Source organism: Francisella uliginis (assembly GCF_001895265.1).
GTDB classification, from domain to species: domain Bacteria; phylum Pseudomonadota; class Gammaproteobacteria; order Francisellales; family Francisellaceae; genus Francisella; species Francisella uliginis.
The window spans coordinates 208,916-233,219 of record NZ_CP016796.1 but is presented as its reverse complement, the minus strand read 5'-3'; the positions used below and the strand labels follow the sequence as shown (position 1 = coordinate 233,219).

The following is a 24,304-nucleotide window of genomic DNA, read 5'->3' as shown; positions in this document are numbered from 1 at the left end:
GTGACTATGACTTATACCATCTACGGATACTTTCTATCACAGCTGGAGCCATAAATTCTGTATCATCTAAATCAAACCATTTTATCTCAGAGATTTCAGCACACGGTTGTATTAGTTGATTGATATCACCAGCATAGCACTGTACTGAGACAGTATCTGTTCTATCATGATTATCTGTAATAACCTCACCAAGATACTTTAGCTTAGATGACTGTATTTGTACATTTAGCTCTTCATCAAGCTCACGAATAATCGTTTGTAGATGAGTTTCACCTTCATCTATTTTTCCACCAGGAAAATACCAAATAGTATTATCACGTACTCTTACTAGAAGCATCTTATTATCTTTAACACAAAGCAAAGCCGAAGTTTTTATCATAATTTTTTATCTTTCTTATATCTACAAAAAGATATGATTACAAAAAAGTATAAATATATCTACTAAAGTATTAAAGATCTTTAAGCTTATACCAATATAGCCCAACTATAATTGCTATCAATACTAAATATATTGCCACAATATTAGTGATAGTATCAGCATGTAAATACCCTTGGATAAATGAAGTTAGACTTGATATAGTCATATTTGTAAGGTACATAATCGCAGCAGCTGTCCCAGAGATATGGCTAAACATTGAGATGCCCTTCCCCATAGAAAGAGGAAATATTGATCCGCAGACGAAATAAACTGTCATTGTAGCTACAATAAGTAAGCTAATACTACTTTGCATAAAATAACTAGATATAAAAAATAGTAATATTAAAAGTATAAAAAAATGAGTCATTATAAAAAATATTTTGCTTACAGGAAAATAATCAAGTAGCTTACGGGCAATTATTGGCGCTGGTAAAAAAGAACATCCCAAAAAGATTGCTAACTTACCAAAATAAGCTGGTGAATACCCCATTACATCCTGGATTAAAAATGGCCCTAGAGTATTAAAACTTATTATCATAGAATACGCCATCCCCATTGCTACACATAAGCTCATAAACTGTTTATTAGACACAACCTCGATAATGTTTTTATATACTTGTGAGAATTTTAATGATGTTTTTTTTGCAATAGTCTCAGGTATGTATATAAAAACGAGTATTGTTATTATTAAAGTGATTATAGCAAAGAAATAAAATCCAGATTCCCAGCCGAAGTACTCTTGTAGAAAACCTCCAATTATAGGTCCGACAATTGGACCTAGCCCCCAAAGAAACCCAATAGTTGGCCCAAGTTTTAAAAGCTTCTCAGCTGGCAAGATATCTGAGAAAACACCTCGACTAAGCACTCCCATAGATCCCATTAAAAAGCCTTGGAAAAATCTCACTACTAACAATACATATTCATTAGGTATCAACGGAGGTAAAATACTTATTATAACAAACAGCACGCATGAAGCTCTTAATAAAGTTCTACGGCCTATAGCATCGGTTATTATACCAATAATAAAATTTCCTAAAGCATAGCCAATCAAATACATTGAAATAACCATCTTTGCTGTTGATGGATCAATTTTTAACGAAGAGCTAATTCCTGGTAACGATGGTGCAAATAAATCTATACTCATTCCCATCAGTATAAAGAATGATAGAAGTATAATTATTCTTATTTTAGTTTTATCAAGATTAATAATAGACATTAGTTTTTATTAGAAAATCTAAGAAGATGATAATTCTATCAAAAATTAAACTAATATTGGTTATTTAATGCCTAGCAACTATCAAGTTCTGCATAATTTAGTATTATAAAAATTAAAATATCTTAAGCTAAGAGCATTGTTGAAAATTTTTCTATAAAATATACTAATCAAAACTTTAATAATCCTACTTTTTCTATGAATATAGTCAATTATGCGAAGACTCGCTATACATCAAAAGCCTATGATCCAGCAAAAAAATTAACAAATGAGCAAATCCAACAGATAAAAGATATACTTAGATTTACACCTTCAAGTGTAAATTCTCAGCCATGGCATTTTATCTTAGCTACCTCTGATCAGGCAAAAGCTAAAATTTCTAAAGCTGCAGAAAACATTCATCCCAAGAATGTAATTAATATAAAAAATTCTGCTTTGGCTATAGTACTTTGTTTTAAAACAAGCATTGATAATGATTATCTAGAAGAGCTTTTGACTCAAGAAAGAGAAGACGGTCGCTTCCCTACCGCTGAATTTGAAATTATGCAAAGGGATGTACGCAAAAAATTTGCTCTAGCATACCAAGATAGACCTCAGGAGCTACAAAACTGGGCTGAAAAACAGCTTTATATCGCTCTAGGTAATATCCTACTTGGTATCTCAGGTTTAGAGCTACATGCAACGCCAATGGAAGGAATTGAGCCTCATATAGTTGACCATGAATTTAATTTAGAAGAAAAAGGACTTAAAACCTCTGTTATTGTCACAGTTGGTTATAGTTCAGAAGACGATTTTAATGCTAAGCTACCTAAATCAAGACTTCCTGAAGAAAAGATATTTACCGAAATTTAGTTAAAAACTTTAAGTTATATTAGTAGAGAAACTCCTATGAAAAATAATCTTCAAAAAATCATATCTCTTGATGAGTTGCGTAAAATTTATCATCGTAAAGTTCCTAAAATGTTTGTTGACTACTGTGAATCAGGTTCATGGCAACAACAAACTTTAGAGTATAATCAAAAGGATTTTGATAAATATCTTTTTAAACAAAAAGTACTAACTGATATACAGCATCGCTCACTAAAAACAAAGATTCTAAGCCAAGAGTATAAAATGCCTTTAGCATTTGCTCCAATAGGTTTATTAGGAATGCAACATGCTGATGGTGAAATTCATGCTGCTAGAGCCGCTGAGAAGTTTGGCATACCTTTTACCCTATCTACAATGTCTATCTGCTCTATCGAAGAAGTAGCAAAGCATACATCAAAGCCATTTTGGTTTCAGCTATATATGATGAAAGATAGAAAATTTATGGCAAATCTAATCGCTAGCGCAAAACATGCTGGTTGTAATGCCTTAGTATTGACGGCTGACTTACAGATGCTTGGTAACCGCTATGCTGATATAAAAAATGGTTTAACAGTCCCACCAGAGCCAACTCTTAAAAACCTAATTAATTTAAGTACAAAAATTCCTTGGTGTCTAAATATCCTAAAAACCAAAAACAGAACTTTTGGTAATATCTTAAATCACATAGAAAACAAAGGTGGTTTTGCTTCTCTAGGAAAGTGGACAAATGAGCAGTTTGACCTAAGCCTAAACTGGCATGATATTGAATGGGTACAAAAGCAATGGGGAGGTCCAATGATTATCAAAGGCATTATGTGCCCTGAAGATGCTATTATGGCACAAAATACTGGTGCTGATGCAATCGTTGTATCAAATCATGGTGGTCGCCAACTAGATGGTGCCCCATCGAGTATATCTGTACTAGAAGAAATCATTAGCTGTGTAGATAGCAAACTTGAAGTTCTGATTGATAGTGGTATTCGTACCGGACAGGATCTACTTAAAGCAAAAGCTCTAGGCGCAACAGCTGGACTAATTGGTAGACCTATGGTTTACGGTTTGGGGGCTTATGGCGAAAAAGGAGCTCATAGGGTATTAGAAATCTTCTATGAAGAAATGGATAAAACTATGGCATTTTGTGGCCACACAGATATTAACAATGTTGATAAATCAATTTTAATAAATTCTAACTAGTAACCTATTTAGTTAACCATTTAAATGATTTCTTAAGAAAATCTGCCGCATTAGCTTCAATATTTTTACCATGAGCGACAATTATCCTCTCAGGCTGCCAAGCTATTATTCTATCAAAACATTCACGCGCTTGTTTTTTACCAAAGAAAAACGATAATCTCCAATCGATAGGAGTTTTACCATTTGGAGCTACAATACCAGAAAGCCTAGCAATAAGACCTTTAAAACCTGAGAAATAATTCTCATCAAAATTCTCTATAAGATCTGTAAGTATAAGTGTTTTAGAGGCTTTATGAAAAAAGACAACCTCTTGCATCACTCTACTACCCTTAAAAATAAGCTGATCAATTCCCCCCTGCCACTCAGGTTCGGAAGAATCTTTCAAATCAGCAGTAAAATTAATATCTTTTCTTTTGTTTCTAAGTCCAGGTGATGCATATATCTTAGCATCAGGGAAAATTTTTGCCCAATCTTGTAAAAATAGATGATGAATCTTATTTGGTGATATCAAAAACTTTACTTTTCCAAGCTTCGATACCTGCGAAATCAGTTCAGAATCAGCTTTAATTGGTGAATGAATGAAAAGCTCATCATTAGCAAGGCGAATCACTGTCATTCTTGTTGAATATGGTAGCCCGTAAAATGGCACTGAGTCACCATTGCAGATCCAGAGGTTTTTAGATAACTGTTCTAACATACTCTTAGGACAAACAACCTAGAATAAAGCACCCTAAAAAATGCTGGATAAAATATAAAACAATAATAGTTACTATCATTGGAGCAATCAAAAGCTTCTTATTTTTATCAAATACTGCAAATATAATCGCAAAAATAATAGACAATAACCCAGAAACCTTTATTGCACCATAAATTGATGTCCAAATGAATCCATGTCCTTTTAAGATATTGTAAACATCTTTGGATGATGTTAAATATACTGCTATGTAGCCAACTAAAAGACCTGCCACAAACCAGAATATAAACATAAATAAGTTTTTTAAAATATAATCAAGTAATATAAATGCCTTTTTCATACTTAAGCCTGTATCCTAAAATTTTAAATTATCATGTAAATGAGCTTTTTTAGATTAAACTAGAAAGCAAATTGTTTCAATATAAAAATTTGTTAGGTAACTTTTTAATAAAAATAATTTTTACTATTAAATTCTCTTCAATATAAGTGAATGTTTTAGTAACCCACCTTTTTGAAGCCATTGTACACTAAACTTTGGATTCTTCTTATTTTTATATACTTCATATATATCATATAACCCTTGAGCCTCAAGGAGTGATATATTTATATCTGGATCTAATTCAGCATGCTCGATAAAATCATCTGTAAAATCAGGAGCTATAACCAAAACTTGAGTTACATTCTTTCCATGCTGCTCACACAACCTTACATATGACTTTGTTTGTCTTGCTACGGATGAATAGCTACCGTACCCTCCACCCTTATGAGTTTTCATTTCTCCAATTATTACATCATCATTACTAGTTGATATTATTAGATCGGCTTTATCTTTAGATGTATTAACCTCCGCTCTTAATTCTTCATCGACATTAAGACCTAACTGCTCTAGAATGCTTCTGGTCGCCTCTTCAAACTTAGTCCCTATTTCAGCCTCACTTAGATTTAAACCTTTTGCATTTAGTGAATTAACATCTCTATTTGCAAGCAAGTTATAGTTTTCTATTAACTTGTCAGTAGCATCATTAAAACTACCAATAATACTTTCTCTAACATTACCTCTATTACTTAGACCAAAAAACTTAGCTATTGCTTTAATATCATCATTATCAACGATATATAGAATATCGTATGGTGTAATTGATAACTGCCTTAATTTACTTGAATCAATTTTTTCAACAGATTCTATTTCAAATTGTTCTCTTACTAGATCATAGAAAAAGTCTTTTGACTTTTCTTGATTAAAATATTCATTCAATTTTTCAAGACATTCATCATATCCTGCTGAACTAAGAACATTTGACTCAATCTTTGAAATATCTTTTAAACTATCAATTATAATATCTATTCTAGACTCAACAGTTGTGCCTATTGTTTTAGTCTCAATACTCAAATCATCAATTAGTAGTTTTAATCGCTCTTTTCTTTCATTTTGAGAGGCACTATCATTAAACATATATACAGAAAGAATTTTCTTAACATCTAATCCCAAATGTACAATATTATTAATTTTATTTACTCTCTCAACACCTCTTATTCTCTGATTTTGACTTTTTAATATATTTGACAGCTCAGCATCAGATAAAGTTCTTAGAACTCTAATCAGATACTTATCTGATATAGCTTTTCCTTTAATACTATTCAGAATCTCAACTACTTCATCTGCAACATAAACTGTTTGCTCTTTATTTTTTATAAAAAGAATTCCTAGGCATCTCAACTCATTTAAATAATCAGAGATAGCGCTTTGTTTACAACATGGTCTTACCATGTACTCTAAAACCACTTTATCATCATGGTTTATATCAAGCTTATCAGACAATACGTTGAGAATACTTCTTTCATCATCATTTATTTTAGGCTCTTGATTATTTCTAATATCATTATTATAAGCTTCTTTCAGACATGAAAAATATACATTCATTCTACCTTCGTAAGTTAAAAGGTCAGTTTCTGTACTTCTTATTGTAGATAATTCTTTTACTTTAGCTTCAAGTCTTTCAATATCTTTATGATATAAAGATTCTATCCATGAGACTCGAGCCACAGAGTTTCCATCTCTGCTTAAAATATCAGTTAATATACTTATACTTGGGTTTATATAAGATAATTTCTCAAGAAGATACTCTTCAAAGTAAGGTTTTGCCTGTTTAAATAATGCAACAATCTCATTATTCGTTGCCTGCTTAATCTGATCATATTTCTTTGAAATATTATTCTCTTGAATGAGATTATCAACAACGTTGATAAATTTATTTTTCTCAACCTGATTTAAGTTTGACAATACACTTTCTAACTTCACAAATATCTCCTTAGAATTTTTAAACTACTACACCAAAGCCTCTTTCTTCTCAAGCGTTTTAGTATAAAGCTCTTGATACTTAGCAAGCTTGCCTTTCTCTGCAGCAACTACAGCCTCTGGAGCATTTGAAACAAATCTTTCATTAGAAAGTTTCTTCTCAACCCTTGCAACCTCGCCTTTTAGCTTGTCTAGTTCTTTATCTAGTCTCGCTTTTTCAGCCTCAATATCAACTAAACCTTCTAATGGAATATTTAACTCAAGCCCTTCAACAATTTGTGATAAAGATGTTGGAGGATTATCATTAAACTCAATATTATTCACTCTAGCTAACGCTTTGATAAAGCTTTCAGTTTGAGCAAGATATTGTTTATCTTCTTCAGCGACATCTTTGACAATTAGAGAGATCTCTAAAGATGGCTTGATACCTACTTCGCTACGCATATTACGTAGAGTTGTTACAACACTTTGTAACCATACGATCGCTTTCTCAGCTTCTGGAGCTTCTAAATCTTGAGTCGCTACAGGATAACTAACATCCATAATTGTTTCTTGGGCATTATCAAGATGAGCTTTTAACTGCTGATAAATACTCTCTGTAATAAATGGAATTAATGGATGTGCTAAAGCAAGGATATTTTCTAAAACTTTAGTAAGTGTATATTTAACACCATTTTTTTGCTTCTCAGATAAAGATTCATCTTTTAAAGCAACCTTAGCAAACTCAACATACCAGTCACAATAGTTATTCCACACAAGATCATAAATAGTATTTGCCACCATATCAAAACGATAATTAGCAAGTTGTCTATGTATATCAGCTACAGCGTTATTTAAAACACTCCAAATCCACTTATCTGCAACACCTAGCTCATAATTATCACAAACCTTATAATCATCTAGATTCATCATCACAAATCTTGAAGCATTCCAAAGTTTGTTACAGAAGTTACGATACCCCTCTACCCTAGCAGTATCAAAACTAATATCACGAGATGTAGAAGCCAATGCAGCATAAGTAAATCTCACCGCATCTGAACCATAAGCACTAATACCCTCAGGGAATTCTTTCTTAGTAGCCTTTTCAATTTTAGCTTTCATTTGTGGCTGCATTAGACCAGTAGTTCTCTTTTTCAAAAGCTCATCTAACGTAATACCATCAATCAAATCTACAGGGTCTAAAACATTACCTTTAGATTTTGACATTTTCTGACCTTCGCTATCACGGATAAGTCCTGTGATATAAATATCTCTAAATGGCACATCATTCATAAAATACATGCCAAACATCATCATTCTAGCTACCCAAAAGAAGATAATATCAAAACCTGTTACAAGCACGCTTGTTGGATAGTATTTTTCTAACTCAGGAGTTTTTTCAGGCCAACCTAAAGTACTAAATGGCCACAATGCAGAAGAGAACCATGTATCAAATACATCTTCATCTTGTTTGATAGCAATATCATCAGCTAGGTTATATTTAGCTCTAACATCAGCCTCACTTTCACCGACATAAGCATTACCTGCCTCATCATACCATGCTGGAATTCTATGTCCCCACCAAAGCTGACGTGATACACACCAGTCTTGTAGATCTCTCATCCAAGCAAAATATGTATTTTTCCAGTTATCAGGTACAAATCTCACCGTACCATTCTCTACAGCCTCTATTGCTGGTTTTGCAAGCACATCAGCTTTAACAAACCATTGCTTAGTCAAATATGGTTCTAAAACCTCACCAGTTCTATCGCCAGTTGGCACTTTTAGTGCATGCGGTTCGATCTTATCTAGAAGACCAGCTGCTTCCATATCAGCAACTATTTGCTTACGTGCTGCAAATCTATCTAAACCTTGATATTTTGACGGTACATTTGTATTTAGAGCTGCATCATCTGTTAAGATATTCATCATTGGTAAATCATGTCTTTTGCCCATTTCATAGTCATTAAAATCATGGGCAGGAGTGATCTTCACACAGCCAGTACCAAAATCTTTCTCAACATAATCATCAGCAATAATCGGAATCTGTCTGTCTGTAAGTGGTAGATTAATCATCTTACCTACTAAATGGGTGTATCTTTCATCTTCTGGATGAACTGCAACAGCCATATCACCAAGCATTGTCTCTGGACGAGTTGTTGCAATTATAACCTTTTCATCACTATCAGCTATAGGATATACAAAATGCCATAAAGAACCTTGTTTATCTATCTGAGCAACTTCCAAGTCTGAAACTGCTGTCTTTAACTTAGGATCCCAGTTTACTAGTCTCTCACCACGATAAGCTAAACCATCTTCATACAGTTTGATGAAGCTCTTCTTAACAGCATCAGATAAACCATCATCCATCGTAAATCTCTCACGATCCCAATCTGGAGATGCCCCGATTCTACGCATTTGAGATGTAATAGTTCCACCTGATAGCTCTTTCCATTCCCAAACTTTGCTTACAAAGTTGTCACGCCCTAAATCATGTCTTGAAATACCTTGAGCATTAAGCTGTCTTTCAACTACCATTTGCGTAGCAATACCAGCATGATCCGTACCTGGTTGCCAAAGTGTATCTTTACCAGCCATACGGTTATAACGTGTAAGGATATCCATAAGCGTCATCTGGAAACCATGTCCCATATGCAGAGTTCCAGTTACATTAGGAGGAGGAAGCATTACAGAGAAAGTATCTTTTGAATCTGTATTGCCACACGCAAATTTACCAGCAGATTCCCAGTTTTGATAATTAGATTGTTCTATTTCTTTTGGATTATAATTTTTATTCATTTGTTAAGCCTTTATAATGCTGTAAATATATAAGTTTATAGAAAAATTAATGCAAATAATTTTAGCAAAGTTATTTAAAAAGTACTATTAGTTAGTTGACAAAGATCTATCAACACCTCTTTTTTTCCAAACGATAATACCTATTACAGATGTAAGCATATATACAAGTTGCATCAGCGACAGATAATAATTATGAACCATAAAGAACATTATTGTCTCTAGAGCATTTAGGGTAATGAGAAATAACCAACAATAAATACTTCTAACCGCCATTAAAAATGTTGCTATAAGACCCATAGATGCAACAACAGTATCAAGTATTGGTAAAGGATTATTCGTAAATTGAACCTGAATCATGGCAACAACAAAAACTACTAATATATAAGGTAATAAGTGCCATTTCTTAAAATAATAAATAGATGTTTTCCAATTTATAAAGCCTAAAAAGCAAACAATTGCTGCTAAAGCCCTAATTATAGCATTTGCATATAACTCATCAGAGTATGTAAATGCCGATAAACTTGCAAAGAGAAAAGCCCCTAATAGTAAATTTATTCTCCATCCAATAACTTGTGTAAATTGTGTTATATATCCCAATATAGATATTGCTAATTCCATTGATCTTTTTTACTCTTTTATAGTATTAATTTCTAAATTAGAATTTTTGTAGTACATATATTTTTTACGTGAGGCTAGTAATGCCTGCTCTTGCTGATAGACAAACTCTTTAAGCTCCTTTATCTTAATCCTTTGAGGATCTACTGCCACATCCATAATATTTATCAACACATCAAAACCAGAAGTGATAAATAGATTATCTGTTATTAGGATAGGAATATTTTTATACTGATTATACTCTTTAGCACTTATAGCACAGTGATGAGGTATAAAAGACTCCTCCCCTTCTTGCCATAATCTTTCATCTAGCTCTTTGGCAATTCCAGCAGGTGCCAAAATTGCAAATGTACTATTTTTATAGTTATCTAGAACATAGTCAATTATAGAATCTAGAAGTACTTTTTGCTCAGATGTTTGTAAAACTTGAAACTCTACTTTCATAAAAATATCTTTAATTTTGACGACTAATATAAACTCAGTAATCTAGTATAAAACATTTTTATGATTAAACAATTATAATTATTTGAGCTAAAAGTTTAGTTGATGGTAACGATACTATTCATAGTCTATATTAGTAAGAAAGATATTTTTACACAATAGAAAATTAACTATAGTATCTATTAATTGATTTAATTATTATTTGGTTAGAGTATCTAACTCAGTTTATCAACTTTTTAAATATTTAATTTTTTTTGAAAACAAGATTGCCAGAAGTGAATGTACTTCGATCAAAGTCTATAGTAAAGATTCCTTCAGATATAAATCCCGTAGGTCTGAGAAGTAACTGTTCATAATTATCTCCAAGTAACGTACTATATATTTCTTCGTCAAAAACTTTAATACGTTCCTTATCAAATTTTTTTAAGATTCTAAAAAATAACAAATGCTCTTTAGTATCTAAATTTATTTTAAAATCAAACATACCTGAAGCGACACAAGAAGTCGATAATAATAGCTCAGCTCTAGTGATCTGTGTTTGTTCATGATTTTTATAATATGGCGTCATAATATCAGCTAGGATGCCTTGATGACACATAGGCATATATTTCTTAACAGTGCTACTATCATCCTTACCTAAAAATTTTTCTATTTCTTTAAATATATCAGCTTCTTCTCCAGTATATTGTCTACCAATTTTTATTGCCTTTTTGTTTTTAATTATTTCAATCTGGGTAAGCCTTTGAACATCTTTTAAAGTCGATCGCATATCTGCATTTGCGAGATTTAAACTTCCTGATACATTATTATCAATCAGGAGAATTTTCGTATTTATTTCTCTTAATATATAAAAAGGGTTTTCGTATAATCTTTTAGTCCATTCAGATCTACCATTCACATTTATATTAGTATTAACTTTTTTTAACTTTTCAGCTAATTCTTTAATAAAATCACCTTGGTTAATTGTGATCCGTTGCGACATCTCCTTAATAGCTCGTCCTAAATTATCAGGTACAACATAAGATACATTATCACTTATATTTACCCTACGCCCTCCTCCTAAGGGCTTATATTTAACATAAGTTGTTGCCTCTTTACATAAATCTATTAAAAACTGCTCATTTGCAGCTTTATTAGCTTCATTATTTTCATTAAAACTAGATTGCCGATGTAAACTACGGGCTCTACTTCTTTGCTGAGAAAATAATCCATAACTCATTATTCTAAACTCCTACGATAAAATTTTACGGATTATAGTAGCCAAGAAATGTTTAACAAATATATATATTTTGTAACTATTTGTAACAAATATATAATAAGAAATATTTAATGATAAATTAAAGCAAAAGCTTTATTAGGCACGATATTTAAAAGCTGACTTTAACTTTGTTATAAAATCAGTTCCTAGAACAAAGAAACTCGCTATAAAGATCAAGTCTCCACTAAATAAGATAAGGATCATATTAAGCTCACCAACTTGCTTAACCTTATCAAAAATAAGAACCATCTCAGTAATTACTGTCGGATATATTAGACTAGCAAAGAACATTATAATACCTAGCAAGTATCTTTTATAACTAATAGGTTTTTGTTGTGAGAAAGCAGACTTAAACACCCTTTTTACCCCAGCTTTCATCGCATCTACAATAGTTCTTCCAAGTAACATTACAGATATAACAAACATGCCTTCTGCACTTGCTAGTAATATAGATGAAATTGCCAAATAACTAGCTGTAGATAAACCTAAAAAAGGCATAATGCAGAAAACTATTATATACGGTACAAATGACAAACAAAAAAGCATAAGTCCTAAACAGTACTTCCAATCCTTTTTTTTCATCTGTACTTACTATCCTTGAGCTTTGATTGATTCTTGTATAGCTTTTACTAACGCCTGTGTAGCATTAGAAGTACTCATACTAGGAGTATCTTTTTTATCAACAACTTGGCTTGGTGCATACGGCACATGGATAAAACCACCGATCTTATTAGGATATTTTTTGTCTAATAGTTTTAGTAAATGATACATTACATGATTGCATACAAATGTCCCAGCAGTATTAGATATATAAACTGGAACTCCCTGGTTCTTTACTGAACTTTCTATCTGATATATAGGCAACTTTGTAAAATATGCATTTTTACCTTCTTTAGATATTTTTTTATCTTTAGGCTGATTATTATCATTATCTGGGATTCTAGCATCATCAATATTTATAGCAACTCTTTCAAGAGACACCGCAGATCTCCCCCCAGCTTCTCCTACATTTATGATGATATCTGGATTATATTGCTTTATTAAACTATCAAGCTTTTGTGTTGAACGTTCAAATGACACTGGCAGCTGCTTTTTGACAATCATCGCGCCATTAATAATATCTGGTAGACTCCTAACTGCTTGCCAAGATGGATTTATCTTTTCACCTCCAAAAGGTGTAAATCCAGTTATTAAGACAGTTTTTGCTTCAGCCGTAATTATAATTGTTAAAAATATAAATATACTAAAAAATATTTTCTTCATAGCTATTACTCATATAATTTTTTCACTAAATTACCAGACTTGTTTTTTTTAGTTTTCTTAACTTCTTTAATTAATTCTAGTAACTCTTTATACTGATTAAAATCTTTCTTCGCATATATTGCACCATTTAGATCTTTTAGAATTTGCTCTAGCTCTGGGAAGATTCTTGCAACCTCTAATAATGAAAATATATGTTTATCTGATTTAGTATTTGCCCAACTAATAATAGCTTTTTGCAACTCTATATTATCTTTACTAGAGCATGCTTTTTTAATTTCTTTTATACCAGTTGATTTATCCACTGATTCTGACGCTAAATCATCAACTACTTGAACTGCTTTCTTTGTATACCTGATTTTTATTAATAAAATTAACGTCAACACCCACAATACTATAAATGCTATAGCTATATCCCTCCAGAAAGGATCTTGGACAATTTTTTCGACAACTTGTGGTGACGAGTTATTATTACTAACAAGGTTGCTCGGCATATTTCCTTTTTGAACATCAAACGTCTTAGCCGCTAAGCTAGCTATTTTAGAACTATGTGTATCAACATCATACCACTTAAGTTTAACAGGCGGCACTGTTGCTTTACCTTTTTTGATAGGCATGTAACCAATCTTATATGTTGCCACACCAGTTAAGTGTCCTCCTTTCTCAATATCCTGAAGCTCAGGTTTTTCTGGATATACATTAAAAGCATCAGATGATTTAAATTCTAAATTAGGAATATCACTACTTAATACACCTTCAGCCTTAACCTTTACTGTTCTAGTTAGAAGTTGACCTTCTTTGACACTTTTATCTTGTGACCAATTATCACTGATTTTTACTTCTGATGCAGGAAACCAGTCTTTAATGCTTATATCATTTGGCACAGGTTTAACATTTAAAATCTTAGCTTTAGTTGAAAAGTATTTCCTTCTAGATCCTAATTGACCAAAAGCATTAGGGATAGTAGCTTGTAAAACAATTGCTGGAATTTTTATCTCACCAGTAGTATTTGGAATTATTAAAAAGCTTTCTTCAACAACATCATACAACTTACCATTTATACTTTTTTGATAGGTTTTACGATGATTTGTTGTTTTAATGTCTGATTTTTTTATATCAAATGGTTTAGGTTGTAAGCTTAATATTGGCCTTGAAGTATATATTCTTAAAGTATATAAAACTGGTACATTCACATACGTTTGATTAGTATCTAATGTACCTATAGCAAAAAGGTCTTGATATTTACTTTGCTCTTCATTTGAAAGCTCTTTATCAACTTCAATTTTGATTGGTTTTGTTGCTTGATTACCAACTTTTATAGCCGGTATTGTCAAATTGCCTGCTTTATTTGGCATTAACGTAACTATCATCTCAAAGTGAGACTCTCTCTTACCATTAATTACTGTTGTTTTACTACTAGTACTTGTGTTGTAAACAGTGAAGTCTTTATCCAAAACATCTAAGTTTGGCTGCGTACTAAAACTATCTAAATGCAAAACTAGTTCAAACGTTTCACCCTTTTCAATATGATTCCTACTAATAGTAGCTGATACATTAGCATAACTAATACTTACAACCATTATTGATAATGTAAAAATACTTATTAATTTAAATAGTTTAGCTTTCACGTTTATCTCCTATCATTCTTTGGTAGTCACGTGCAAATTTATGTCTAAGAAGCCCACCAGGGTCATCATCAATCATTGATAAAAGCTTATCTGATTCTTTTTTATCAAGCTCTTTTTGACGCTGATCCATTTTGTTTTGTTCAGCTTTTTGCTGGTCTTTATTGTTTTTATTATCTTTGTTGTTTTTATTATCTTTGTTGTTTTTATTATCTTTGTTGTTTTTGTTATCTTTGTTGTTTTTGTTATCTTTGTTGTTTTTGTTATCTTTGTTGTTTTTGTTATCTTTGTTGTTTTTGTTATCTTTGTTGTTTTTGTTATCTTTGTTGTTTTTGTTATCTTTGTTGTTTTTGTTATCTTTGTTGTTTTTGTTATCTTTGTTGTTTTTGTTATCTTTGTTGTTTTTGTTATTCTGTTGTTTCTTCTTTTGCTTATCTAACTCTTTTGCTATTTCTAAATTACTTTTAGCATCTTCAAAATCTGGTCTTTTTTCAATAGCCTTTTTATATGTATCTATAGCTTGTTTATACTGACCTAAATGAGTTAAGGCATTCCCTTGATTATAAAGACCTTTTGCAGAACTATCTTTTTTAAACTCTTGATATGCATTTTTATAATCACCAGCTTTATAATATGAAGCCCCTTTCCAGTCACTATTTTTAAAAGATACAGCAGCTTTTTTAGCATTACCACTATCATAATAGCTCATACCTTGCTGATCTCTTGTTTGCCATAAGTCATCCCAACTACTAGCAAATGAAATACTTGGTATTAGTATTAAAATAAATATTAATCTTCTTAACGACATATTCTCTCCAAAATACCTCTTCTAAAGATAAGAACACTCAAAATACTCAAAACCCATATAATATAGATACCATCATCTTGCCAAAAAACATTTGCTGAATCTTGCTTTGACTCTTTTGTTCCAACATTTATCTTTTCTGACAGTAAACTCTTAATATCTGTATTATTAGTCGTTAGTGTTACCAACTTACCATCACCAGCATTTGCCAATGATTTAAGTTTAGAAAGGTTAACACCGAAATATTGAATATTACCTTTAGCATCTTTCAAGTAGTTACCTTTAGCATCTTTAGCTATTCCACCTTGTGGAGTACCTATAGCATATACGTCTATTTTTATACCTTTTGCAGCTAAATCTTTTGCTTGCTGTATTGCTTTAGCAGACGGAGTAGAATCAGTTACTAATATAATTTGACCATCTGTTGCTCCAGCTTGTTCAATAAGCCCTGCTGATTTCTTTATCGCTTTGGTAATATTATGTCCTTTCACTGGAACAATATCTGAATTTAACACAGGTACCAAGTTTGCAACAGTTTTTGCATCTGAAGTTAAAGGACTAACTACAAAAGGCTCACTAGAAAACACCAACATCCCTACTTGACCTTCTTTTATTCTACCTAGTATATCAAGTATCTTATACTTAGCTCTTTCAAGCCTACTTGGAGATATATCTGAAGTATCCATAGATTGTGAAACATCTAGTGTAATAACTCTCGAGATATTTTTTTGATAAACTGGAACCTCTTTATGCCTATACGCTGGGCCGGCTAAAGCAAATACTGCGATGCCCCATAAAACCAGGAATACTAATGGTATTAATGTTTTATTTGTCTTTGAGTCTTGACCTATAGTTACATGTTCAAGTAAATGGCTATCACAATATTTACTCCAGCTATTAGATTTTGCTGAATATTTAAAAAGCAATATAGTCAATATAACAACTGGTATTAAAGCTAGAAGCCACCAAGGTCTTAATAAATGAAAGTCCATTTAGTGCCCTCCTCTGCGTTTTAGCCACATGCCAGCAACCACAAAGCTCAAAATCAACGCTAAACCTAAACTCCATGGATAAAGGTATGTAACTGGTCTAACTATAGTTTTATCTGATTTGATCGGTTCAAGCTTATCTATATCTTTATATATATTTTTCAAATCACTACTATTTTGAGCTCTAAAATATTGCCCACCTGTCATTTTAGCTATTTTCTGTAAGGTTTCTGTAGCTAAATCTTCTGATGTGTTTACTAACCTTTTTCCAAAGGCTGTTTTGATAAGCATCTGACCACCACCAAGAGCAATCGTATAGATTTTTATACCATATTGCTTAGCAATTTCTGCCGCTTGCAATGGTTGTAATAGACCTGCAGTATTGTCACCATCTGTAAGTAATATAATAGCTTTCGAATCATTTGGATATGACTCTAGTTTTTTAATAGATAAACCAAGTGCATCACCTATCGCCGTATTTGGACCAGCTATAGCTATACTAGAATCATCAAGCATTTTTTTAACTGTTGGAATATCAAATGTTAAAGGAGTCTGTAGATATGCTCGTGTCCCAAAAAGTACAAGGCCAACACGGTCACCTTTGCGAGTATCTAAAAACTGATTTGCTACTCGCATAACTAAGTCAAATCTTGACTCCATTTTACCATTAGGCTTTTTCATATCTTGTATTGACATACTTCCAGATAAATCTATAGCCATCATCAGAGCTCTACCACTTTGTGGCATACTTATCGGCTTGCCTAACCATTGTATCCCTGATCCAGAAACAATTAGCAGCAGCCAAATAGCCGCCAGGATGTATTTAAAGTAATTTGCTTTTGAAAAATCATGCGCACTGTGAGTACCCAGCTGTGACTGTAATTGATCAAAAAATGGTGTTTTTAATGCTGATTGCTGCTTATTTTTAGCTCTAGGAAAAATCCAATAAACAACTAAAGGCAAAACTACTAAAATAAAGAACCAAGGATACTCAATATTTATCATATGACTCTCCTCAACCATTTCTCAGCCACAGCCATTACCTCATCAAAAGTTGATCTATCTAGCTCGATAGGTTTATAAGTGTTTTCAAGTAATCTTGCCTTAGTTGCTTCAAAACTGTCTTCATCTATCTTTGAGTCCAAAAATTCTAACCATTTTTCGCCATATAAAGTTTTTATCTCTTCACTAGGGAACTTTTGCATTGCGACTCTTTTTAGATAAACAGATATACATTCTAAAACATGAGTTGGATCATTCTTATAAACACTCTCTACTTCTTGTCTAAATTCATTGATTATAGAGTTCTTATATTGTTTTTTCTTTTTCTTAAGACGTAAAACGATTAATACTAAGATTACTATTAAAACAATAATACCTAAAACTATCCACCAGCCATATGCTAATGGCCATAATTGAGAGATTCTATCAGGCAAATAAATATCTTTTAATTGCTCTAAAAGACTATTATTTTGCATAATTGGCTACCCCATAGTTTATTGTTTTGACCAAATTATCATTTGTAGCAACCTCTATAAAGCCTGTTTTATTTTTACGTGAAAACTCTTCTATAGCATCATGTCTACTTTTATAAATATTTTTATAGACTTGATTTTGTTTCTTACTTGCAGAATCTAAAACGACTCTTTGTTTACCATCACTAAAATAGTAAGTATCTAAACCAGGTAGATCTTTCTCTATTGGATCATAGCTAAACACATTAATCACTGAGTTTTTATTATTTAACAGTTTAAGATATCTATTCGCTTCTTCATCAAAACTACTAAAATCACTTATAACAACGACTATACTACTGCTACGAATCTTCGCATAAAGAAACTTTAAAGCCTCAGCAAGCCTTTTATCAGAAGATAATTGGTACTTTTTCTCATCATTTGCAACAAAGTTGAACATCTTGACTAAAGCTGACTTATTTTGTTTCGCTGGATAAAAATTATAGCCATTATCATCAAAGATAATACCGCCAACTTTTTCATGTGCTTCTAATGCCCCAAAACCTATCAAAGCAAGAATATTAGAAGCTTTAACACTTTTAAAACACTCCCTAGTGCCAAAATGCATACTTTTACTTTGATCCAAAACAAAGTATAAACTTCTTTCTCTTTCTTCATGATAAACTTTTGTATAAGGCTTACCTAATCTTGCTGTAAGAGCCCAATGCATCAAACGAATATCATCACCAGCTTGATAGTGCCTAACTTCATCAAAGTCCATACCACGACCCTTTGCCTTAGAAAGGCTATTTCCAGCATTAACACTATTTACTCTTTGACTTGCAAACAATTTAAGAGCTTTGGTCTGATAGCGATAGCTTAAGAGCTCTTGAACGTCAGGTTTTATTCCTTTGTAATTTTTCATAGTTTCTCTTAAATTTATAACTTTTTATGTATAGACAAATTATGATTTGTCCCTACTCCAAAATCATATAGCTCTATGGTATCGGTACAGCCTTTAATAGCTCAGTAATAACGTCATCTGTTGTTACACCATCAACCTCAGCTTCGAAAGTCAAAAGTATTCTATGGCGCAGTACTTCATAAACAACCTCATGAATATCACTTGGAGAAACATAATCATGACCTATAAGCCAAGCATGTGCTCTTGCAGCTCTATCTAAAGCAATTGTTCCTCTTGGGCTAGATCCAAATGCAATCCATTTTTTGATGTTTTGGTTATATTTTGATGGATCTCTAGTCGCTAATATCAATTGAATAATATACTGCTCAACAGCTTCAGAAACTCTGATATTTAGAACCTCTTGTTGTGCCTTAAAAATAGTATTTTGATGAATATTTGGATGCTTTATCTTATGTCCTAATGCCTCACCTCTACTTATAGCTAAGATCTTTGCTTCAGTCTCTGGATCAGGATACTCAATTTTAACAAACATCATAAATCTATCTAACTGAGCTTCTGGCAGCGGATAAGTACCCTCTTGTTCAATTGGGTTTTGTGTTGCCATCACCATAAATAAATCAGATAACGGATATGTTTGCTTACCAACAGTTATTTGTTTTTCACCCATTGCCTCAAGCAACGCTGATTGTACTTTTGCTGGAGCCCTATTTATCTCATCAGCTAAAAGTAAATTATGAAATAAAGGACCTGACTGAAACTCAAACGTTTGTTGTTGAGGAACATATATTTCAGTACCTGTTAAATCTGCAGGTAAAAGATCAGGAGTAAACTGTACTCTATGATATGAACAATCTATACTTTCTGACAAAGTTTTAATTGCTGTAGTTTTCGCTAGTCCTGGAGCTCCTTCAACAAGTAGATGCCCCCCCGCTAATAATGCTATAAGCAAACGTTTGTTTAGGTTTTCTTGACCTACAACACGATTATTTAAAAATTCTAATAATTCTCCAAACTCACTATAAACAGACATCGATTTCCTCCCAAATCGTAGATCACTTGTTTAGAAGTATAGGGGCTATTACTACATTTTCAAGGGTTTAAACATTATATAGTCAATTTACAAAAAACAAATACTATTATAAAATTCCTACCAGCTAACTATAAAGGAGTAAATCAAAATGAAAAAAATTAAACTTTTAGCGATTGGGATATTAGCTGTCTCTACTCTTGCTAGTTGTTCAAATAATGCTAGTCTATCAAATGATTTGAATAACACTGGCGACTCTATTGTTAGGTTTGTTAATGGTACGTTCACTGCTCAGATAGATAACACTAGCGTAAGCAGTGTGTATGATGCTACTAAATTAGCTCTAAACAACAGCAAAATTTACAATATTACGAATAGCTCTATACATGCTAAATCTGCTGACATCTCAGGAACCTTTGCAACGGATAAGAACTACTTTAATGAGTCAGGTACTGATAACTTTGATGTTCGAATAGTTAAAGATAGTGGAAGCAAAGTTAATATATATATAAAAATTGGTAAACTAGGTGATAAACAAGCATCCGTTGACTTACTTGCAAACATAAGAACAAATCTAGGCCTATAATTTAAATGTCTTTTAAAACACCTCACGTACTTTCTATCCAATCACATGTTGCATATGGTTACGCCGGAAACAAGGCAGCTGTATTTCCAATGCAAAAACTTGGTATAAATGTATCTCCAATATATACAGTTCAATTATCAAACCATACTCAGTATGATTATTTTAAAGGCTCTTTTTTTAATGCTAATGATATCCAAAATGTCATCGACGGAATGATAGCTAATAATTTCTTAGCTAAACAAGATGCTATCTTATCTGGGTATATTGGCGATCTTGAAGTAGCTAAAGTTATTGCTAATACTGTTACTAAGCTTAAAGAAGATAACCCTAATAGTTTATACTGCTGTGATCCAGTTTTTGGTGATAAGTATGACGATCAAGAATATGGACATATTTTTGCCTCAAAAGATCATCCAAGCATTTTTCTAGAGCATTTATTGCCATTAGCAGATATTATTACGCCAAACTTATTTGAATTAAGCATACTTAGTAATACTGAAATCAATAACTATAATGACATTGCTAAAGCGTGCAAAAAACTAATAAAGATAACGAAAAATAATGAGCTAATTATCATAGTAACTAGTGTATCTTTTAGTAGTTCAAAAACTGGTATCGCAATATATGACAAAGATAATTTCTCTCACTTAGAGTCTCCTAAGTATAAGGTCCAACCTAAGGTTAGTGGTTCTGGTGATATCACTGCAGCAATGTTTCTAAGCTATTTATTAAAAGATAAAAGTCTTGAAGATGCATTAAAAGCAGTCACACAATGCCTAGATGGAATTTTTAGAGTAACACATGAATTAGATACTGATGAGCTTGCTCTAGTTCAAGCACAGGAGTATATCAAATAATGCAACGCTATAGCAAAATCACAGATGTTCATAAATACAAGCGAGAAATAGTTCTTCTAAAAAGTCGTCCATGTGCTTACGGTAAATGTACATTCTGTGACTACATCTTGGATAACTCCAAAAATATCGATGAAATTAATAAAACAAACTTTGAAATTTTAAAAAATGTCACTGGTGAGTTTGGTATATTAGAAATTATAAACTCTGGAAACATTTTTGAGCTTCCTTTGCAAACAAAAAACTTTATTAAAGATATTGTAAAAGAAAAAAATATCAAACTACTTTTTGCCGAAGCTCACTGGATGTATAAAGATCATCTACATAAAATTAAAGATATTTTTGAAACTGAGATCTTTATTAAAACAGGACTTGAAAGCTTTGATTATAATTTTAGAGAAAAGCTTCTAAATAAAGGGTTTCATCACGACTCACCAGAGCAGTTAAGTAAATTATTTGATTCAGTTTGTCTATTAATAGGTGTGCAAGGACAAACTAAAGAAATCATCAAAAATGATATTCAAATAGCAAAAGATTACTTTAAGCATACGACTCTTAATTTATATGTTAATAATACTACTCATATCAAAGCAGATGAAAATTTAAAAAAATGGTTCTTAACAGAATACAAACATCTCTTTGATGACCCTCAATTTGAGATACTTGTAGATAATACCGACTTTGGTGTTGGCGACTAGTTACTATATCAAAAACTAAAGAAAGCTGTTAACCTTAAATTAACATATAAAACAAAGTCTTAAGCTTAATATGAAATATTCTGTCACAGAAATCTCTCAACAAATCGGTGGTAAGTTAATAAATCCATCAAATGAAAATATCACAATTTCAGGTCTAAACTATGCTAGCCTTGCTAAACAAAGTGATTTAACCCTTATAAACAAATATGAGCACATAAAATTATGGCAAAATTCTAATGCTTCTGCTGCTATCGTAAGTGAAGATATAAGTAAAGATCTACTAGAGATTAACGATAAGCCTCTAATAGTTGTAAAAAATGCTGACCTTGCAATGGCTCTAGTATTAGAATTATTCTCTGAACCTAATCCAGAGCAAAATGGCATACACGAGAAAGCTGTAATAGATCCAACAGCTCAAATAGGTAAAAATGTATCTATTGGACCAGGAGCCTATATTGGCAAAAATGTATCTATTGGTGATAATACGATAATATACGCTAATGTATGTATTTATGACCAAACTAGTATCGGACAGAATTGCATAATATGGCCAAATGTAACAATTCGAGAAAGAACTGAAATAGGACACTTTTGTAGACTATATTCAAACTGCTCTATTGGAAGTGATGGTTTTGGTTATAGACCGTCACAGGATGGTAAAAGCATTGTTAGAATACCTCATATTGGTAATGTAGTAATTGGCAGCTATGTTGATATTGGTTCTGGTACTTGTATAGACCTTGCAAAATATGGTTCTACCATAATTGGTGATTTTACAAAAATAGATAATCTAGTCCAAATAGGTCACAATGTTATAATTGGCAGAGGTTGCATGATCTGTGGCCAAGCAGGGATTAGTGGTTCAGTTACTATTGGCGACGGGGTTGTAATTGCTGGTAACGCTGGCATCAAAGACCATATTAATATTGGTAGTGGTGCTAAAGTTGGTGCTAAAGCTGGTGTTATGTGGGATGTACCTGCAGGAGAGAGTCAAATGGGCTATCCTGCATACAAAGATAAAGAGCTAGCAAAACAATGGATTGCTATTAGAAAATTACCTGAAACAATGAAAAAACTTAAAGCTATCGCAAAAGGTTTAAATATAGATCTATAAGTTTTATCCAAAAGTCAAACAAATAACTGTGATTACAATAATTGAAAATTTAAATACTGTTTTTGCATAAACTCTATCCTCATCATTGATATAAGATTTAATCGACTTATATAACCAATACAAAGATATAAACATACAGAAAATAAAAGATAATAAATCTGCTGTACCTAACAACATCGGTAAGCTACACGATAATACAAATAGTACTAGGTATACCAACATAATTTTTTTAGTATAACTTACACCTTTGACTAAAGGTAACATTGGAAGCTTAACCTTCTTATAGTCATCCATATATAACATAGCTATAGCAAATGAATGAGGTATTTGCCAAAAGAACAAAATTAGAAATAACCCAAGAGCATTATAGTCTAAATGATTAACAACTGCTGTATAGCCAGCTACTGGAGGAATAGCACCTGAGATACCACCTAGGACAGTAGCATGGATAGTAATACGTTTAGATACTGTATAGACACCTACATATACGATAAAGCCAATTATAATAATCCATAGAGTCAAAGGATTTACAAGATAGTATAAAACGGCACAGCTAAGTATCAACAATACTGAACCATAAACAGTTGCTTGTATAACTGAAATATCTCCAGTAACTAAAGGTCGTCTTTGTGTACGTGCCATAGTGCTATCAATATCTTTATCATAGATATTATTAAAGACACACCCTGCTGCAATCATTAAAGCAACACCTATCATCACATAGAAAAATAATGCTAAATATTCAAAACCAATCTCTCTATGTGTTGCTAGTAGAAAGCCACCTGTAAGAGTAATAAGGTTGCCAAAGATAATACCTGGCTTAGCTAATTGGAAATATTTTTTGAAAGACATAATAAAAGAAAGTTAATTAAAAAGAATTACATCATCATGTCATACAAGTCAAACATGATCCACATAGTACCAGCAACTATGATTAATACAACAATAGCCGCAAATATCGCACTTACCAAATTCCATAGTGCTTTTGAGTCTGTACTAAGGTGTAAGAAATATACTAACTGAATAAAAAGTTGTGCAATAGCTAGGATTGCCACAGCAACACACAAAGCAATCGGAGATAGCAAACTAAAGCCAACAAGTACAAAAGCTATAGTTGTTGTTATAACAGATAGAACAAAACCTGTTATATAGCTTTTATAAGTTCCGTATGCAGCACCAGTATCTTGATCATATAAATGTTCTTTAGCCAT

Annotated in this window: 26 protein-coding genes; 6 read left to right on the top strand and 20 right to left on the bottom strand. The window is 32.2% G+C overall.

Going from position 1 to position 24,304, the window contains the following annotated elements; translation table 11 throughout:
• Window positions 1-4: 4 nt before the first annotated feature.
• Complete coding sequence (locus F7310_RS01150; protein ID WP_072711246.1) at window positions 5-379, bottom strand: NUDIX hydrolase; 375 nt, start codon at window positions 377-379, stop codon at window positions 5-7.
• Between the two features lie 70 nt (window positions 380-449).
• Complete coding sequence (locus F7310_RS01145) at window positions 450-1,634, bottom strand: MFS transporter (protein WP_236939880.1); 1,185 nt, start codon at window positions 1,632-1,634, stop codon at window positions 450-452.
• A 195-nt stretch (window positions 1,635-1,829) separates the two neighbouring features.
• On the opposite strand from F7310_RS01145, the gene nfsB reads away from it, so the two are divergent.
• Both nfsB and F7310_RS01135 read left to right on the top strand, forming a co-directional pair.
• On the top strand, window positions 1,830-2,483 hold the full coding sequence (gene nfsB, locus F7310_RS01140; protein WP_072711245.1) for an oxygen-insensitive NAD(P)H nitroreductase: 654 nt from the start codon (window positions 1,830-1,832) through the stop codon (window positions 2,481-2,483).
• Window positions 2,484-2,519: 36 nt separating this feature from the next.
• Window positions 2,520-3,674 carry an alpha-hydroxy acid oxidase gene (locus F7310_RS01135; protein WP_072711244.1) on the top strand — a complete coding sequence of 385 codons (1,155 nt, stop codon included), beginning with the start codon at window positions 2,520-2,522 and terminating at the stop codon, window positions 3,672-3,674.
• Between the two features lie 4 nt (window positions 3,675-3,678).
• On the opposite strand, the gene F7310_RS01130 is transcribed toward F7310_RS01135, so the two are convergent.
• The 16 genes from F7310_RS01130 to F7310_RS01055 all read right to left on the bottom strand — a co-directional run bounded on the left by F7310_RS01130 (window position 3,679) and on the right by F7310_RS01055 (window position 19,844).
• Window positions 3,679-4,371: a DUF4336 domain-containing protein gene (locus F7310_RS01130; RefSeq protein WP_072711243.1), complete on the bottom strand. Its 693-nt coding sequence runs from the start codon at window positions 4,369-4,371 to the stop codon at window positions 3,679-3,681.
• Window positions 4,372-4,375: 4 nt separating this feature from the next.
• Window positions 4,376-4,708, bottom strand: a complete 333-nt coding sequence (locus tag F7310_RS01125) for a hypothetical protein (RefSeq protein ID WP_072711242.1) — start codon at window positions 4,706-4,708, stop codon at window positions 4,376-4,378.
• 126 nt (window positions 4,709-4,834) lie between these two features.
• Window positions 4,835-6,667 (bottom strand): hypothetical protein, encoded by a 1,833-nt coding sequence (locus F7310_RS10605; RefSeq protein ID WP_202968671.1) that lies wholly within the window; start codon window positions 6,665-6,667, stop codon window positions 4,835-4,837.
• 27 nt (window positions 6,668-6,694) lie between these two features.
• The gene (locus tag F7310_RS01115; protein ID WP_072711241.1) at window positions 6,695-9,442 is read right to left on the bottom strand and encodes a valine--tRNA ligase; all 2,748 of its coding nucleotides are present in this window, start codon (window positions 9,440-9,442) and stop codon (window positions 6,695-6,697) included.
• An 87-nt stretch (window positions 9,443-9,529) separates the two neighbouring features.
• Window positions 9,530-10,060, bottom strand: a complete 531-nt coding sequence (locus F7310_RS01110) for a nicotinamide mononucleotide transporter family protein (protein WP_072711240.1) — start codon at window positions 10,058-10,060, stop codon at window positions 9,530-9,532.
• Between the two features lie 9 nt (window positions 10,061-10,069).
• Entirely contained in the window at window positions 10,070-10,501 is a 432-nt protein-coding gene (locus F7310_RS01105; RefSeq protein ID WP_072711239.1) for a DNA polymerase III subunit chi, read from the bottom strand.
• 241 nt (window positions 10,502-10,742) lie between these two features.
• Complete coding sequence (locus F7310_RS01100; protein ID WP_072711238.1) at window positions 10,743-11,717, bottom strand: hypothetical protein; 975 nt, start codon at window positions 11,715-11,717, stop codon at window positions 10,743-10,745.
• A gap of 135 nt (window positions 11,718-11,852) precedes the next feature.
• Window positions 11,853-12,338 carry a transporter suffix domain-containing protein gene (locus tag F7310_RS01095; protein ID WP_072711237.1) on the bottom strand — a complete coding sequence of 162 codons (486 nt, stop codon included), beginning with the start codon at window positions 12,336-12,338 and terminating at the stop codon, window positions 11,853-11,855.
• Window positions 12,339-12,347: 9 nt separating this feature from the next.
• Window positions 12,348-13,019, bottom strand: coding sequence for a pyroglutamyl-peptidase I (pcp, locus tag F7310_RS01090; RefSeq protein WP_072711236.1), 672 nt, complete (start codon window positions 13,017-13,019; stop codon window positions 12,348-12,350).
• Window positions 13,020-13,024: 5 nt separating this feature from the next.
• Window positions 13,025-14,644, bottom strand: coding sequence for a BatD family protein (locus tag F7310_RS01085; protein WP_072711235.1), 1,620 nt, complete (start codon window positions 14,642-14,644; stop codon window positions 13,025-13,027).
• Window positions 14,634-15,449, bottom strand: a complete 816-nt coding sequence (locus F7310_RS01080) for a tetratricopeptide repeat protein (protein WP_072711234.1) — start codon at window positions 15,447-15,449, stop codon at window positions 14,634-14,636. Before F7310_RS01080 ends, F7310_RS01085 begins: the two co-directional genes overlap by 11 nt.
• Window positions 15,440-16,438, bottom strand: a complete 999-nt coding sequence (locus F7310_RS01075) for a vWA domain-containing protein (protein WP_072711233.1) — start codon at window positions 16,436-16,438, stop codon at window positions 15,440-15,442. The genes F7310_RS01080 and F7310_RS01075 overlap by 10 nt, the downstream gene beginning before the upstream one ends.
• Window positions 16,439-17,440: a VWA domain-containing protein gene (locus tag F7310_RS01070; protein ID WP_072711232.1), complete on the bottom strand. Its 1,002-nt coding sequence runs from the start codon at window positions 17,438-17,440 to the stop codon at window positions 16,439-16,441. It abuts the gene before it with no gap.
• A complete protein-coding gene (locus F7310_RS01065; protein ID WP_072711231.1) occupies window positions 17,437-17,913 on the bottom strand; it encodes a DUF4381 domain-containing protein in 477 nt (158 codons plus the stop codon). The genes F7310_RS01070 and F7310_RS01065 overlap by 4 nt, the downstream gene beginning before the upstream one ends.
• Complete coding sequence (locus tag F7310_RS01060; protein WP_072711230.1) at window positions 17,903-18,814, bottom strand: DUF58 domain-containing protein; 912 nt, start codon at window positions 18,812-18,814, stop codon at window positions 17,903-17,905. The genes F7310_RS01065 and F7310_RS01060 overlap by 11 nt, the downstream gene beginning before the upstream one ends.
• Window positions 18,815-18,887: 73 nt before the next feature.
• On the bottom strand, window positions 18,888-19,844 hold the full coding sequence (locus F7310_RS01055) for an AAA family ATPase (RefSeq protein ID WP_072711229.1): 957 nt from the start codon (window positions 19,842-19,844) through the stop codon (window positions 18,888-18,890).
• Between the two features lie 148 nt (window positions 19,845-19,992).
• On the opposite strand from F7310_RS01055, the gene F7310_RS01050 reads away from it, so the two are divergent.
• From F7310_RS01050 to lpxD, 4 genes are all read left to right on the top strand, one after another.
• Entirely contained in the window at window positions 19,993-20,427 is a 435-nt protein-coding gene (locus F7310_RS01050; protein WP_072711228.1) for a DUF3568 family protein, read from the top strand.
• A gap of 5 nt (window positions 20,428-20,432) precedes the next feature.
• Window positions 20,433-21,284, top strand: coding sequence for a pyridoxal kinase (pdxY, locus tag F7310_RS01045; RefSeq protein WP_072711227.1), 852 nt, complete (start codon window positions 20,433-20,435; stop codon window positions 21,282-21,284).
• Window positions 21,284-21,979: a radical SAM protein gene (locus F7310_RS01040; protein WP_072711226.1), complete on the top strand. Its 696-nt coding sequence runs from the start codon at window positions 21,284-21,286 to the stop codon at window positions 21,977-21,979. The genes pdxY and F7310_RS01040 overlap by 1 nt, the downstream gene beginning before the upstream one ends.
• Before the next feature lie 70 nt (window positions 21,980-22,049).
• On the top strand, window positions 22,050-23,093 hold the full coding sequence (gene lpxD, locus F7310_RS01035; protein ID WP_072711225.1) for a UDP-3-O-(3-hydroxymyristoyl)glucosamine N-acyltransferase: 1,044 nt from the start codon (window positions 22,050-22,052) through the stop codon (window positions 23,091-23,093).
• A gap of 3 nt (window positions 23,094-23,096) precedes the next feature.
• On the opposite strand, the gene cyoE is transcribed toward lpxD, so the two are convergent.
• Entirely contained in the window at window positions 23,097-23,945 is an 849-nt protein-coding gene (cyoE, locus tag F7310_RS01030) for a heme o synthase (protein WP_072711224.1), read from the bottom strand.
• 26 nt (window positions 23,946-23,971) lie between these two features.
• Window positions 23,972-24,304 (bottom strand): cytochrome o ubiquinol oxidase subunit IV, encoded by a 333-nt coding sequence (gene cyoD, locus F7310_RS01025; RefSeq protein ID WP_072711223.1) that lies wholly within the window; start codon window positions 24,302-24,304, stop codon window positions 23,972-23,974.

Excerpts from the sequence above, each read along its gene's own strand:
- F7310_RS01150 (WP_072711246.1), bottom strand. The coding sequence starts at position 379 with ATGATAAAAACTTCGGCTTTGCTTTGTGTTAAAGATAATAAGATGCTT.
- F7310_RS01145 (WP_236939880.1), bottom strand. The coding sequence starts at position 1,634 with ATGTCTATTATTAATCTTGATAAAACTAAAATAAGAATAATTATACTT.
- nfsB (WP_072711245.1), top strand. The coding sequence starts at position 1,830 with ATGAATATAGTCAATTATGCGAAGACTCGCTATACATCAAAAGCCTAT.
- F7310_RS01135 (WP_072711244.1), top strand. The coding sequence starts at position 2,520 with ATGAAAAATAATCTTCAAAAAATCATATCTCTTGATGAGTTGCGTAAA.
- F7310_RS01130 (WP_072711243.1), bottom strand. The coding sequence starts at position 4,371 with ATGTTAGAACAGTTATCTAAAAACCTCTGGATCTGCAATGGTGACTCA.
- F7310_RS01125 (WP_072711242.1), bottom strand. The coding sequence starts at position 4,708 with ATGAAAAAGGCATTTATATTACTTGATTATATTTTAAAAAACTTATTT.
- F7310_RS01115 (WP_072711241.1), bottom strand. The coding sequence starts at position 9,442 with ATGAATAAAAATTATAATCCAAAAGAAATAGAACAATCTAATTATCAA.
- F7310_RS01110 (WP_072711240.1), bottom strand. The coding sequence starts at position 10,060 with ATGGAATTAGCAATATCTATATTGGGATATATAACACAATTTACACAA.
- F7310_RS01105 (WP_072711239.1), bottom strand. The coding sequence starts at position 10,501 with ATGAAAGTAGAGTTTCAAGTTTTACAAACATCTGAGCAAAAAGTACTT.
- F7310_RS01100 (WP_072711238.1), bottom strand. The coding sequence starts at position 11,717 with ATGAGTTATGGATTATTTTCTCAGCAAAGAAGTAGAGCCCGTAGTTTA.
- F7310_RS01095 (WP_072711237.1), bottom strand. The coding sequence starts at position 12,338 with ATGAAAAAAAAGGATTGGAAGTACTGTTTAGGACTTATGCTTTTTTGT.
- pcp (WP_072711236.1), bottom strand. The coding sequence starts at position 13,019 with ATGAAGAAAATATTTTTTAGTATATTTATATTTTTAACAATTATAATT.
- F7310_RS01080 (WP_072711234.1), bottom strand. The coding sequence starts at position 15,449 with ATGTCGTTAAGAAGATTAATATTTATTTTAATACTAATACCAAGTATT.
- F7310_RS01075 (WP_072711233.1), bottom strand. The coding sequence starts at position 16,438 with ATGGACTTTCATTTATTAAGACCTTGGTGGCTTCTAGCTTTAATACCA.
- F7310_RS01070 (WP_072711232.1), bottom strand. The coding sequence starts at position 17,440 with ATGATAAATATTGAGTATCCTTGGTTCTTTATTTTAGTAGTTTTGCCT.
- F7310_RS01065 (WP_072711231.1), bottom strand. The coding sequence starts at position 17,913 with ATGCAAAATAATAGTCTTTTAGAGCAATTAAAAGATATTTATTTGCCT.
- F7310_RS01060 (WP_072711230.1), bottom strand. The coding sequence starts at position 18,814 with ATGAAAAATTACAAAGGAATAAAACCTGACGTTCAAGAGCTCTTAAGC.
- F7310_RS01055 (WP_072711229.1), bottom strand. The coding sequence starts at position 19,844 with ATGTCTGTTTATAGTGAGTTTGGAGAATTATTAGAATTTTTAAATAAT.
- F7310_RS01050 (WP_072711228.1), top strand. The coding sequence starts at position 19,993 with ATGAAAAAAATTAAACTTTTAGCGATTGGGATATTAGCTGTCTCTACT.
- pdxY (WP_072711227.1), top strand. The coding sequence starts at position 20,433 with ATGTCTTTTAAAACACCTCACGTACTTTCTATCCAATCACATGTTGCA.
- F7310_RS01040 (WP_072711226.1), top strand. The coding sequence starts at position 21,284 with ATGCAACGCTATAGCAAAATCACAGATGTTCATAAATACAAGCGAGAA.
- lpxD (WP_072711225.1), top strand. The coding sequence starts at position 22,050 with ATGAAATATTCTGTCACAGAAATCTCTCAACAAATCGGTGGTAAGTTA.
- cyoE (WP_072711224.1), bottom strand. The coding sequence starts at position 23,945 with ATGTCTTTCAAAAAATATTTCCAATTAGCTAAGCCAGGTATTATCTTT.
- cyoD (WP_072711223.1), bottom strand. The coding sequence starts at position 24,304 with ATGGCTAAAGAACATTTATATGATCAAGATACTGGTGCTGCATACGGA.